Below are 12683 nucleotides of genomic sequence, written 5' to 3'. Positions count from 1 at the left end.
CAGTGGCAGTGCTGGCGCAGATCCGTCCTGCCCGAAGACAGACGTTCCCCCATGAACCGCGTGACGCCGCATCTCCGGCGTCCACCGCATCCCACCCCGCGAACGTGACGATCGCGATCGCCCCTCTCGGTGGGGCAGGACGGAAGGGAATATAAACCTGATGAGGATATTGTCAACGGGAGATAGGAAAAATATCTGATTGCTGTCTTGCGCCCACGCAGTCATTCCGGGGCGCGGGCGGCACTTGCCGGACGCGAACCCGGAATCTCAACATGGGAGTCTCCGACCACGCCAAACATGTCGAGATTCCCCGCCACTCCAATGGAGTGGCTGAGGTTCGCGCTATGCCGGCTTCGCCGGCGACGCGCGCGCCGGAATGACGAGCCAAGACGATCGCCTGGGCTGGCAGTGAGCGTCGCCCCGCGTCCATCATGCACCCTGCCACCGCCGTTTCCAGTTCCTTCATCAATTAACGGCACATTTGCCATGTCGGGCGCCGGCACCGCTGCGTATCTGCTTTTGTCGGCTTGTATCGTCCCGGAGTACAGGATGTCGTTTCAGTCGAAGCGCGCGCGGATGCGCGCGGTGTTTGTGGCCCGTGCTCTGGCGGCAGGGACCATGCTGTTGCCGGTGGGCGGTTTTGCGGCTCCTGCGAATGATCTGATCGCAGTCAGCGTCGATCAGGCCAGGCTCGTCAAATTTCCCGAGAAGATCGCGACCATCGTGGTCGGCAACCCCTTGATCGCCGATGTGACGCTGCAGGCCGGCGGCATGGTTGTCATCACCGGCAAGAGCTATGGCGCCACCAATGTGATTGCCATTGATCGCCAGGGCTCCGTGCTGATGGACCGCGTTATTCAGGTGGAAGGGCCGACCGACAAGGTCGTGACGGTCTATCGCGGTATGAGCCGGGAGACCTATAGCTGCGCGGCGAATTGCGAGCGGCGTTTGACGCTGGGTGACGGGGAAACCTTCTTCAAGTCGACGATGGATCAGGCCGGCGCCATCGGCAGTCAGGCCGCGACGATAGGGGCGAGGAGCAACTAAGCCACCACTTTTCGTCGGTCAGACCAATCCCGCCGGACACCATCGCAAGCGTCCTGCCACATGGTTAATGGCGGGTTAACGCAGCGAGCCATCTTGTCTCGATCCGGCGAAACACTTCAACAATCTGTTTCCGATACATCTTGGCGGTAGTTATTTCCTATCACCGAGGCACTTGCAGATGCTGCTACCGCTGATTTCGATGGCGACGCTCGCCGGGCGCCTGCGCCGCTTCGGCCATAACAGCAGCGGTTCGGCCGCGGTCGAATTCGCGATGATCGCGCCGATCTTCTTCGCGCTGATTTTTGCCATCATGGAAACCGGCATGGTGTTTCTGGCGGGGCAGGTCCTTGAAACCGGCGTCCAGGATGCCGCGCGGTCGGTCTATACGTGTTCCGCTGCAGCTACAGCCGTCGATTTCAAGACGTCGATCTGCGCGCGCGCATCGACACTGATGGATTGCACCAAGATCGACATCGATGTGCGCTCGTACGATCCCGGCACAGCGATCACGATTTCGGATCCGATCGACGCCAGCGGCAACTATGTGTCGACGAATCTTGTCTACCAGCCGCCGGCCTGTCCGACCAGCAAGACGGTGGTCGTGCGCGGCTTCTATCAGTGGCCGCTTTATGTGACTGGCCTCGGCTACAACATCGCCAATATCAGTCGTGGAACGACGAGCAGCAAGCGCCTGCTGGCCGCGACAGCGGCGACCGGGCCGCAGTGATGGCAGGGATCGGGACAATGCACGTGCGGATGGCAGCACTGGCAGCCTGGCGACGGGCCTTGCTGTTGCGAGACGATACGAGAGGCGTATCCGCGGTCGAGTTCGCGATGATCATGCCGCTGATGTTCCTGATGTTCTTCGGCATGTTGGATGTTTCCAACGGTTTTGCCGTCGATCGCAAGGTCAGTCAGATCTCACAGGGGATGGCCGACCTGGCGTCACGCTACACGACGCTGGCGGAAACCGATGTCTCGAACTTCTTCATCATCGCCGATGCGATGCTGACGCCTTATGACAAGACGCAGCTCAAGGCGACCATCAGCCAAGTCTATATCGATCCATCGAGCAAGACCGCCAAAGTTGTGTGGAGTCGCGGCGACCAAAAGAAGGACGTGGGCACGGTCGTATCGGTTCCCACCAATCTGATCGTCAAGGACGCCAACGGAAACTATGTGGCAAACCAGTATCTGATCCTTGGCGAGGCTAACTATACCTACGTGCCGACAATCGGCTGGGTCGTGCCGAAGGGCGGGCTCACGCTGTCCGATGCGATGTACACGCGGCCGCGGCAAACGTCCTGCGTCGTGATGGTGACGAGCTGCACGCCGTAACTTGCGATCATGCGCTGCGTATTTGTAGTTGCAGCGAACGATCGTCGGTCCACTTTCTCGGATCATGCTTCAGCAAAAAGGCCGCGCTCAAGAGCGCGGCCTTTTCGTATTCAGTCGGTCAATTCGCAAGCATCAAGCTTGCGAATGATCGTTTAGCCTGCGGCGCGGAGATTGTCGGCCGACGACTTGCCGGAACGACGGTCAGCAACGATTTCGTAGCTGATCTTCTGGCCTTCACGCAGGGTGCCGAGACCGGCACGCTCAACGGCGGAGATGTGAACGAACACGTCGTTGCCACCATCGTCCGGCTGAATGAAGCCGAAGCCCTTGGTCGCGTTAAACCACTTCACTGTTCCCATGCTCATGGGGGTAGTCCCTTCTCAAAGATATAGTGTAGCCCACGCAACAGATGTGGGCTGGTGACATCGAATTTTTGGAAGGGTCGTCAGTCTAGACCGGCTGCACCGGGGGATAGATAATGTCGTCCGGCCGAAAATCGATTAACTCATATTAGGGGAAGCGCCCCCTCAAAACAATCCTGACGCGCACGATTTTTTGATTGCGCACGAACGGTCAGGAACGCTTACCCATCCGTGCATCAGGAGTGATCCGATGCACAGACGGGTTGTCGTTGCGATTTAAACTGTCGACAGTTTAAACGCTGGATGCGCTTAGCGGCGACGGAACTGACCGCGCGGCGGTGCGCCACGCGGAGGGCCGCCGGGACGCTCGTCCTTGTGGCGGAAAATCAGACGACCTTTTTCGAGATCGTAAGGCGACATCTCGATGGTCACGCGGTCGCCGGCCAGCGTCTTGATGCGGTTCTTCTTCATCTTGCCGGCGGTGTAGGCGACGATTTCGTGTCCTGCGTCCAATTGCACGCGATAGCGTGCATCGGGGAGGATTTCGGTCACCAGTCCTTCGAACTGGATCAGCTCTTCTTTGGCCATTGTTAGCTCCAGATCGATCGGCTGTTAGCGTGGCCGCTGGGTGCGGTTCGGGGTTGTATTCGGTCGGCTTTCGCGGTGCAGGAAGGCAACGCCCTGCATCCCTTCTTTAGTCGCAGTTCCAGCCTGGTTGGCCGGACGTGAGATCGGCTCATGCCGTGCATTCTCGTGTCTCGCATTCTCGTTCCGACCATGATCGCGGTTCGGTTGCGATGCGCCCCCGTTGCCGCCATGCGGACGACGACGATTGCGCGCGTTCTTGCCGGGCGCTCCGTCATTGCTGCGTGGTGCGTGCGGGGCGGAGCGACCGTTGCGCTGACCGCCACGGTTCTGGGAAGGCGACGGCCCCACGTCGTTGCGGCCTGGGGTGCGGCGGTCTTCCTTCGGAAGCGAAATGCGGATCAGCTTTTCAATATCGCGCAGATACGCCATTTCCTCGCCCGCGCAAAGCGAGATTGCGATGCCTTCGCGTCCGGCACGGGCCGTACGGCCGATTCGGTGGACATAGGTTTCCGGGATATTCGGCAGGTCGAAGTTCACCACATGGGTGATGCCGTCGACGTCGATGCCGCGGGCGGCGATGTCGGTGGCCACCAGGGTGCGGATTTCGCCGGTGCGGAACTGGGCCAGCGTGCGCTCGCGGTGGTTCTGCGACTTGTTGCCGTGGATCGCGGCGGCGGCGATGCCGGCGCGCTCGAGCCCCTTCACGACCTTGTCGGCGCCGTGCTTGGTGCGGGTGAACACCAGTGCGCGGTCAACCGTCTCGGTCTTGAGGATCTGGGCGAGGATCGTCGGCTTGGCGGAGTGATCGACCAGCATGATCCGCTGGCTGATGCGCTCCACGGTGGAGGCGACCGGGGTCACCGCGACGCGGGCCGGATCCTTGAGCATTGCTTCGGCAAGATCGGCGATGTCCTTCGGCATGGTGGCCGAGAAGAACAGCGTCTGGCGCTTGATCGGGAGTTTGGCGACGACTTTGCGGATGTCGTTGATGAAGCCCATGTCGAGCATGCGGTCGGCTTCGTCGAGCACCAGGAACTCAACCATGTTGAGCTTCAGGCCGTTGCTCTGTACGAGGTCGAGCAGGCGGCCCGGGGTGGCGACGAGGACGTCTACGCCCTGCATCAGCGAACGGACCTGACGGCCCATCGGCACGCCGCCGATGGCCAGCGCCGATGCGAGGTGCATATGGCGCCCATAGGCGTTGAACGAGTCGAGGATCTGGCCGGAGAGTTCGCGGGTCGGGCTCAGCACCAGCACGCGGCAGGTCTTGGGCTGCGGCTTGATGCGGTTCTCGAGCAGGCGGTGAAGGATGGGAAGCGCGAAGGAAGCGGTCTTGCCGGTGCCGGTCTGGGCGATACCGATCACGTCCTTCCCGGTAATGGCAATCGGGATGGTCTGGGCCTGGATCGGGGTCGGGGTGGTGTAGTTTTCTTCTTTAAGCGCACGGGTGATGGGATCGGCGAGGCCGAATTCCTGAAAGGTGGTCAAAAGATTAATCTTTCCAAAGTGAAAGCAGGCGCCCGGCCATGATTCAAAGACCATGGGGCCAGGGAGCGCGCGAGTGTGTCTGGGACACCCGCGTGTTTGGGGCGTCAGTTCTGGTTAGCTGAAGGGGCAAGCCAGAAACCGTCGAACTGCCCTGAGGAGATCAGAGTAAAGACGGGATCAGAACACGCGGCTCGCAAGGACCTGATGATTCTCTAGGTCGTTCGATTGATATGGAACAGCAAGGCGGCGGATTCAAGGTCAATCGGTGCGAGGGTTAAAACCAGCGACAAAATACCGCTGCATGAAATTTAGACATGAGGCAATTTTTGGCGATTATTTAAGCTGTTTGCCGTGTGCATGATCAATTTTTCTGCACAATAAATAAACAAGAAAACCTCAGCGCTTTCCGAAAATCGGAAACATGCGAGTAATCCCAATAGCTTAACGTGTGTTCGAGGGCTGGCACACTTCTTGCGATCTCCTTAACGCGCCGGCCGTGGGGCCGTTCCGCATTGATTTCGTCTGCGTCAGGGAGAGACCGCACATGATTACCAATTTGACTCACGCAATAGCCAAGCCGATCTCGCGTCGCAGCCTGATGGCCGCGGCAACGGGTCTGGCTCTGGGCCTGTCGGCATTTTCGCCGGCCAAAGCCGCAGACGACACCATCAAGGTCGGCGTCCTGCACTCGCTGTCGGGCACCATGGCGATTTCCGAGACCACGTTGAAAGACACCGTGCTGTTCATGATCGATCAGCAGAACAAGAAGGGCGGCGTGAACGGCAAGAAGCTCGAAGCCGTGGTGGTCGATCCCGCTTCAAACTGGCCGCTGTTCGCCGAAAAGGCGCGCGAGCTGATCACCAAGGACAAGGTTGCCGTCGTGTTCGGCTGCTGGACCTCGGTGTCGCGCAAGTCGGTTCTCCCGGTGTTCAAAGAACTGAACAACATCCTGTTCTATCCCGTGCAGTACGAGGGCGAAGAGTCCGAGCGTAACGTGTTCTACACGGGTGCTGCTCCGAACCAGCAGGCGATCCCGGCTGTCGACTACCTGATGAAGGACGAGAAGGTGAAGCGCTGGGTGCTGGCCGGCACCGACTACGTCTATCCGCGTACCACGAACAAGATTCTCGAGGCCTACTTGAAGTCGAAGGGCGTCAAGCAGGAAGACATCATGATCAACTACACGCCGTTTGGTCATAGTGACTGGCAGACGATCGTCGCCGACATCAAGAAGTTCGGCTCGGCCGGCAAGAAGACCGCCGTGGTCTCGACCATCAACGGCGACGCCAACGTTCCGTTCTACAAGGAACTCGGCAACCAGGGCATCAAGGCGACCGACATCCCGGTTGTTGCGTTCTCGGTGGGCGAAGAAGAACTCGCCGGCATCGACACCAAGCCGCTGCTCGGCCATCTCGCGGCCTGGAACTACTTCCAGTCGATCAAGAATCCTGAGAACGAGAAGTTCATCAAGGAATGGCAGGCCTTCACCAAGAATCCGAAGCGCGTGACCAACGACCCGATGGAAGCCACCGTGATCGGCTTCAACATGTGGGTGAAGGCGGTCGAGAAGGCCAAGTCGATCGAAGCCGACAAGGTCATCGACGCACTGCCCGGCATCGAAGCCAAGAACCTGACCGGCGGTACCTCGAAGATGCTGCCGAACCACCACATCACCAAGCCGGTGTTCATTGGCGAGATCAAGGCCAATGGCCAGTTCGACGTGGTCTGGAAGACCCCGGCGCTGGTGGCTGGCGATGCATGGTCGAAGGAGCTCGACGGCTCCAAGGACCTGATTGGCGACTGGGTCGGCAAGAAGTGCGGCAACTTCAACACCAAGACCAACAAGTGCGGCGGTCAGGGTTCCTGATCTCGCTCTGAGGTTCTGTGTTCTCCATCATTGCGGGCATTTTCCGCCCGCAATGATGATCCTCCCGAGACTCTTCTGACACGAGACTCCCAAAACTGGAGAAGGCGGTGAATCCGTCGCCTTCTCTTTTTTCTTCGGCCGGGGTTTTCCAGTGACTGATCTCCTTTATCGTTTCCGCGCGATCGCTGTTGCATTTCTGCTGGTAGGCGCGACCGCTATTCCGGCCTTTGCGGGTCCTTTCGAGGATGCCGTCGCCAAATTCGCCAATGACGATTTCTCCGACAGCGACGAGGCCGTGGGCATCATCGCGACCTCGGGCAATCCGCAGGCTTTCGCCGTGATCACCGCGCTGCAGGAAGGCCGGCTCTCCGCCGATCCCGACAGCAAGAAGGTTTATCTCACCGGCACCGACGGCAAGGTCACCGACGCCGCGACCGGCGAGGCCGTTGCCGAAGTGCCAGCCAGTGCCGCAGCGGTGCGCCTCAACAATCGTCTTCGCCGCAACATCGAATCCGCACTGGGCGGACTCACGCTGATGTCGCCCGATCCCGCCAAGCGCATCGCCTCGGCGCAGTCGGTGTTCAAAAGCCACGAGACCGCGATGCTGCCGGTGATCGAGACCGCGCTGGAAAAGGAAACCAACAAGGCGGCCAAGCAGGCCTTCACCGAGGCCCGCGCTGCGATCCTGCTCTACAAGGAAGATGCGACCGAGGCCGAGAAGATCGAATCCATTGCGATCATCAAGGGGCGCGGCGATCAGGACGCGCTGGCGTTGCTCACCAGCCTGCCGGCTGATCAGACCGTTGGTGTCGCGCGCAGCGCGGCCAGCGCCGTCACGGCGATCAACAGCCGGCAGACGCTGTGGTCGATCGGCCAGAACGCTTGGTATGGATTGTCGCTCGGCTCGGTTCTCTTGCTCGCCGCCATCGGTCTCGCCATCACCTTTGGCGTGATGGGCGTCATCAACATGGCGCATGGCGAGATGGTGATGATCGGCGCCTATGTCACCTTCGTGGTGCAGGACGTGATCCGCACCAGCTATCCCGGCCTGTTCGACTACTCGCTGCTAATGGCCGTGCCGCTGGCCTTCATTGTCGCTGGTCTCCTCGGCATCGTCATCGAGCGCACCATTATCCGCTTCCTCTATGGCCGCCCGCTGGAAACCCTGCTGGCGACCTGGGGTCTGTCGCTGGTGCTGCAACAGGCGGTGCGCACCATGTTCGGCCCGACCAATCGCGAGGTCGGCAATCCCTCCTGGATGTCCGGCGCATTCGAGCTGGGTCAGCTCACCATCACCTACAACCGGCTCTGGATCCTGTGCTTCACGCTCGCCGTGTTCGCGATCCTGCTGGCGATGCTGCGCTACACCAGCATCGGACTCGAGATGCGCGCCGTCACCCAGAACCGCCGCATGGCCGCGTCCATGGGCATCGCGACCTCGCGCGTGGATGCGCTGACCTTCGGTCTCGGCTCCGGCATTGCGGGCATTGCCGGGGTGGCGCTGTCGCAGATCGACAACGTCTCGCCCAATCTCGGCCAGAGCTACATTATCGACAGTTTCATGGTCGTGGTGTTCGGCGGCGTCGGCAATCTGTGGGGCACGCTGGTCGGTGCATTCTCGCTCGGCATCGCCAACAAGTTCCTGGAGCCGGTCGCAGGCGCCGTGCTTGGCAAGATCGCCATCCTGGTGCTGATCATCCTGTTCATCCAGAAACGGCCGCGCGGTCTGTTCGCGCTCAAGGGCAGGGCGATCGAAGCATGAGGATGGCAACTACATTTCGCTTCGACGCGCTATCGTTCTGCTCCCTCCCCCCCGTGCGAAGCGAAGCTTCGCTAGGCGGGGGAGGGTCGGGGAGGGGGGTAACCCCAAGCTCCGGCGCTTGCGGCTACCCCCCTCCCGGCGCTAACGCGCCACCCTCCCCCGCAAGGGGGGAGGGGACCATTGGCGCCGGTGCTAGCTACAATCGGGCATACTGCGGAGCCACCTCATGACGCCGCATTTCCTCACCCGCACGCTCGACCGCAGCGCGACGATTTTCCTGCTGATCGTCGCCGCTGTCGGCATCCTCATTCCGCTGTCGAACCTGCTGCTGCCGGCGGACTCGCCGCTGCAGGTGCCGACCTATCTGATGGCGCTGTTCGGCAAATATGTCTGCTACGCCATTCTCGCGCTCTCGATCGATCTGATCTGGGGCTATTGCGGCATTCTCTCGCTCGGCCACGGCGCCTTCTTCGCGCTCGGCGGCTACGCCATGGGCATGTATCTGATGCGCCAGATCGGCTCGCGCGGCGTCTATGGCAACCCGATCCTGCCGGACTTCATGGTGTTCCTGAACTACAAGGCGCTGCCGTGGTACTGGTACGGCTTCGACATGTTCTGGTTCGCCGCCGCCATGGTGCTGATCGCGCCCGGCATCCTGGCGTTCGTGTTCGGCTGGCTCACTTTCCGCTCCCGCGTGTCAGGCGTGTATCTATCGATCATCACCCAGGCGATGACCTATGCGCTGCTGCTGGCCTTCTTCCGCAACGACTTCGGCTTCGGCGGCAATAACGGCCTGACCGATTTCAAGGACATCCTCGGATTCAACGTGCAGGCCGACGGCACACGTGCGGCGCTGTTCGCGCTGAGCTGTCTGGCGCTGATCGTCGGCTTCCTCGTCTGCCGTGCCATCGTCACCTCGAAGCTCGGCAAGGTGCTGATCGCCATACGCGACGCGGAATCCCGCACAAGATTCTTGGGCTACCGTGTCGAATCCTACAAGCTGTTCGTGTTCACGCTGTCGGCCTGCATGGCCGGCGTTGCGGGTGCGCTCTATGTGCCGCAGGTGGGTATCATCAATCCCGGTGAATTCGCCCCGGCGAACTCGATTGAAGCAGTCATCTGGGTCGCGGTCGGCGGTCGTGGCACGCTGGTCGGTGCGGCGCTCGGCGCGGTTGTGGTCAACTACGCCAAGACAGTGTTCACATCGGGCGCCCTTGCTCCCTACTGGCTGTTCATGCTCGGTGCGCTGTTCATTCTCGTGACGCTGTTGCTGCCCAAGGGCATCATCGGCACCTTCAATGCGTGGTCGGAAAGCCGCAAAGCCAGCAATAGCGCGAATGCCGATAGCGCCGCAGCGGAAGATGGCGTCACCAAACCTCATCTGGCGGAGAAGGCGTGATGACTATGATCGAAACGCCAGCCCCGACAACGCCGGTGTCTCACGCGCCCGCGATCATTGACCCAGCGGTCGCGGCGCGCGAAGCCGAGGCCCGGCAGAAGCGCATCACCTCGGCGCAGCTCTATCTCGACGGCGTCCACGTCTCGTTCGACGGCTTCCATGCCATCAACAACCTGTCGATGGTGCTGGCGCCCGGCGAGATGCGCGCCATCATCGGCCCCAACGGTGCCGGCAAGACCACGATGATGGACATCATCACCGGCAAGACCAAGCCCGACGAGGGCGACGTCTATTTCGACGGCATTCACGACCTGACGCTGCTGGACGAAACCAAGATCGCCGAGCTCGGCATCGGTCGTAAATTCCAGAAGCCGACGGTGTTCGAGAGCCAGACCATCTATGACAATCTTTTACTGGCGCTGAATGTCGATCACTCCGTGCGCGGCACGCTGTTCTGGCGCGGCAGTCGCGGCGAGGCCGAGCGCATCGACAAGGTGCTGGAGACCATTCGCCTCACGGACTCGCGCGATCGGCTCGCCGGCAATCTCTCGCATGGCCAGAAGCAGTGGCTCGAAATCGGCATGCTGCTGGCGCAGGATCCGAAGCTGCTGCTGGTGGATGAGCCGGTGGCCGGCATGACCGATGTGGAAACGCATCAGACAGCCGAATTGCTGAAAGCGATCAATCGCGACAACAAGACCGTCATGGTGGTCGAGCACGACATGACCTTCGTACGCGAACTCGGCGTCAAGGTGACCTGTCTGCATGAAGGCACTGTGCTGGCCGAAGGCACCATCGACGATGTGTCGACCAATGACCGCGTGGTCGAAGTGTATTTGGGGCGCTGACGCATGATCCCGAAAAGTGGAAACCGGTTTTCGGACCAGATCATGCGCAAGGATTAGGTCATATGCTCAAAGTCGATAATATCAGCCTCTATTACGGTGCAGCGCAGGCCCTGCGCGGCGTCACCGTTTCGGCGGAGCCCGGCAAGGTCACCTGCGTGCTCGGCCGCAACGGCGTCGGCAAGACGTCGCTGCTGCGCGCCATGGTCGGCCAGCAGGCGATCTCGTCAGGTTCGATCACTTTCGATGGCCAGGACATCTCGACGCTGAAGCCGTTCGAGCGGGCGCGGCGCGGCATTTCTTTCGTACCGCAGGGGCGCGAGATCTTTCCGCTGCTCACGGTGGAAGAAAACCTCAAGACCGGCTATGCGCCGCTGAAGCGCGCCGACCGCAACATTCCCGACGACGTGTTCTCACTGTTTCCGGTGCTGAACTCGATGCTCGGGCGGCGCGGCGGCGATCTCTCCGGCGGCCAGCAGCAGCAGCTCGCCATCGGCCGTGCGCTGGTGATGCGACCGAAACTTCTGCTGCTGGATGAGCCAACCGAAGGCATCCAGCCTTCGATCATCAAGGATATCGGCCGCGCGATTTCCTATCTGCGCTCCCTCGGCAATATCGCCATCGTCCTGGTGGAGCAGTATCTCGACTTTGCCTGCGAACTCGGCGACAACTTCGCCGTGATGGATCGCGGCGCGGTGAAATACACCTGCGACCGCTCGACGCTCGATCCCGCCGAGATCAGCCGCCAGATGGCGCTGTAACGCGGGCTCAAAGCCGGAGAATGCATGCAGGCTGACAACACCACGCTGTCGTCATCGGCGATCTCATCGTCCTCGGCGATTTTTGCGGCCAACCGTGCCCGCGGCGCGGTCAAATTTGACGTGCATTTCGCTGAAGGCAAGACGCGGCGGCGGCAGTTGCATGAATCCGGCTCGTTGCGCGTGCGCTTTCCATCCCCCGAAGACGACGGCCTCTCCGCGATGTTCGTCAACACCGCCGGCGGTGCGGCAGGCGGCGACCGTTTCGATATCGATATCGCGGCCGGCGAAGGCACCAGCCTGACGGTGACGACCGCCGCCGCCGAGAAGGTCTATCGCTCCCATGGCCCCGCCGCCGAAATCAACATCGCGCTGAAGGCCGGGGCCGGCGCGCATCTGTCCTGGCTGCCGCAGGAAACCATCCTGTTCGATCAGGCCCGCACCATCAGGCGCATCGATATCGATCTGGCCGATCGCGCGACGCTTTTGCTTTGCGAGATCGTCGTGTTCGGTCGTGCCGCCATGGGCGAGGTGATGCAGACGGGCTCTTTCGTCGACCGCTGGCGCCTGCGTCGCGGTGGCAGGCTGGTGTTCGCGGAAAACGTGCGGCTGGATGGCGATATCGCCGCGAAACTGGCCAGACCGGCCATCGGCAATGGCGCGGTGGCCATCGGCACGGCGCTGATCGTGCCCGGCGATGAAGCACTCATCGAGCGGCTACGCGAAGCCACGGATGGCGCTGGCGGTGAAGTTGGTATCTCCTGCTGGAACGGCTTTGCAATGGCCCGCTTCTGTGCACAAGATGCGGCCAAGCTGCGCGCCGACATGATGGCGGTGCTTGGACGATCAGGCGCGATGCTGCCGCGCATGTGGCTCAACTAAACTTATTCAGAGACCTGCAATGAACCTGTCTCCCCGCGAAAAAGACAAGCTGCTGATCTCGATGGCCGCCATCGTGGCGCGCCGCCGGCTCGAGCGCGGCGTCAAGCTCAACCATCCCGAGGCCATCGCCATCATCTCCGATTTCATCGTCGAGGGCGCGCGCGACGGCCGCACCGTTGCCGAGCTGATGAAATCCGGCGCCGAGGTCATCACCCGCGCGCAATGCATGGATGGGATCGCCGAGATGATCCACGACATTCAGGTGGAAGCGACATTCCCCGACGGGACGAAGCTCGTCACGGTGCATGAGCCGATCCGCTAGTTCAAACTCCGTCATGCCCGGGCTT

The 12683-nt window shown here is 61.2% G+C and carries 13 protein-coding genes; 10 read left to right on the top strand and 3 right to left on the bottom strand.

Annotation, left to right across the window (positions count from 1 at the left end):
• Positions 1–549 precede the first annotated feature (549 nt).
• The 3 genes from HP556_RS10780 (at position 550) to HP556_RS10770 (ending at position 2385) form a co-directional block, all read left to right on the top strand.
• A complete protein-coding gene (locus HP556_RS10780; RefSeq protein WP_120289175.1) occupies positions 550–1047 on the top strand; it encodes a pilus assembly protein N-terminal domain-containing protein in 498 nt (165 codons plus the stop codon).
• A gap of 178 nt (positions 1048–1225) precedes the next feature.
• Positions 1226–1774 carry a TadE/TadG family type IV pilus assembly protein gene (locus tag HP556_RS10775; protein WP_120288699.1) on the top strand — a complete coding sequence of 183 codons (549 nt, stop codon included), beginning with the start codon at positions 1226–1228 and terminating at the stop codon, positions 1772–1774.
• Positions 1775–1791: 17 nt separating this feature from the next.
• On the top strand, positions 1792–2385 hold the full coding sequence (locus tag HP556_RS10770) for a TadE/TadG family type IV pilus assembly protein (protein ID WP_175366987.1): 594 nt from the start codon (positions 1792–1794) through the stop codon (positions 2383–2385).
• 152 nt (positions 2386–2537) lie between these two features.
• On the opposite strand, the gene HP556_RS10765 is transcribed toward HP556_RS10770, so the two are convergent.
• The 3 genes from HP556_RS10765 to HP556_RS10755 all read right to left on the bottom strand — a co-directional run bounded on the left by HP556_RS10765 (position 2538) and on the right by HP556_RS10755 (position 4877).
• Positions 2538–2750, bottom strand: a complete 213-nt coding sequence (locus HP556_RS10765) for a cold-shock protein (RefSeq protein ID WP_011474122.1) — start codon at positions 2748–2750, stop codon at positions 2538–2540.
• 306 nt (positions 2751–3056) lie between these two features.
• Complete coding sequence (gene infA / locus HP556_RS10760; protein WP_068733922.1) at positions 3057–3335, bottom strand: translation initiation factor IF-1; 279 nt, start codon at positions 3333–3335, stop codon at positions 3057–3059.
• Between the two features lie 24 nt (positions 3336–3359).
• The gene (locus HP556_RS10755) at positions 3360–4877 is read right to left on the bottom strand and encodes a DEAD/DEAH box helicase (RefSeq protein ID WP_089261529.1); all 1518 of its coding nucleotides are present in this window, start codon (positions 4875–4877) and stop codon (positions 3360–3362) included.
• A 490-nt stretch (positions 4878–5367) separates the two neighbouring features.
• Between HP556_RS10755 and urtA the strand changes: the two genes are divergently transcribed.
• The 7 genes from urtA (at position 5368) to HP556_RS10720 (ending at position 12658) form a co-directional block, all read left to right on the top strand.
• The gene (gene urtA, locus HP556_RS10750; protein WP_068733926.1) at positions 5368–6690 is read left to right on the top strand and encodes an urea ABC transporter substrate-binding protein; all 1323 of its coding nucleotides are present in this window, start codon (positions 5368–5370) and stop codon (positions 6688–6690) included.
• 151 nt (positions 6691–6841) lie between these two features.
• Positions 6842–8452, top strand: a complete 1611-nt coding sequence (gene urtB / locus HP556_RS10745; RefSeq protein ID WP_175366986.1) for an urea ABC transporter permease subunit UrtB — start codon at positions 6842–6844, stop codon at positions 8450–8452.
• A gap of 226 nt (positions 8453–8678) precedes the next feature.
• On the top strand, positions 8679–9851 hold the full coding sequence (urtC, locus tag HP556_RS10740; protein WP_175366985.1) for an urea ABC transporter permease subunit UrtC: 1173 nt from the start codon (positions 8679–8681) through the stop codon (positions 9849–9851).
• Positions 9851–10699, top strand: coding sequence for an urea ABC transporter ATP-binding protein UrtD (urtD, locus tag HP556_RS10735; RefSeq protein WP_246297597.1), 849 nt, complete (start codon positions 9851–9853; stop codon positions 10697–10699). Before urtC ends, urtD begins: the two co-directional genes overlap by 1 nt.
• Before the next feature lie 62 nt (positions 10700–10761).
• Complete coding sequence (gene urtE, locus HP556_RS10730; protein WP_068733931.1) at positions 10762–11457, top strand: urea ABC transporter ATP-binding subunit UrtE; 696 nt, start codon at positions 10762–10764, stop codon at positions 11455–11457.
• A 24-nt stretch (positions 11458–11481) separates the two neighbouring features.
• Positions 11482–12336, top strand: a complete 855-nt coding sequence (locus HP556_RS10725; RefSeq protein WP_175366984.1) for an urease accessory protein UreD — start codon at positions 11482–11484, stop codon at positions 12334–12336.
• A gap of 19 nt (positions 12337–12355) precedes the next feature.
• Positions 12356–12658: an urease subunit gamma gene (locus tag HP556_RS10720; protein WP_068733936.1), complete on the top strand. Its 303-nt coding sequence runs from the start codon at positions 12356–12358 to the stop codon at positions 12656–12658.
• Positions 12659–12683 lie beyond the last annotated feature (25 nt).

Source organism: Tardiphaga robiniae (assembly GCF_013359755.1).
Taxonomy (GTDB): Bacteria; Pseudomonadota; Alphaproteobacteria; order Rhizobiales; family Xanthobacteraceae; genus Tardiphaga; species Tardiphaga robiniae.
This window is presented reverse-complemented; position numbering and strand designations above follow the sequence as displayed.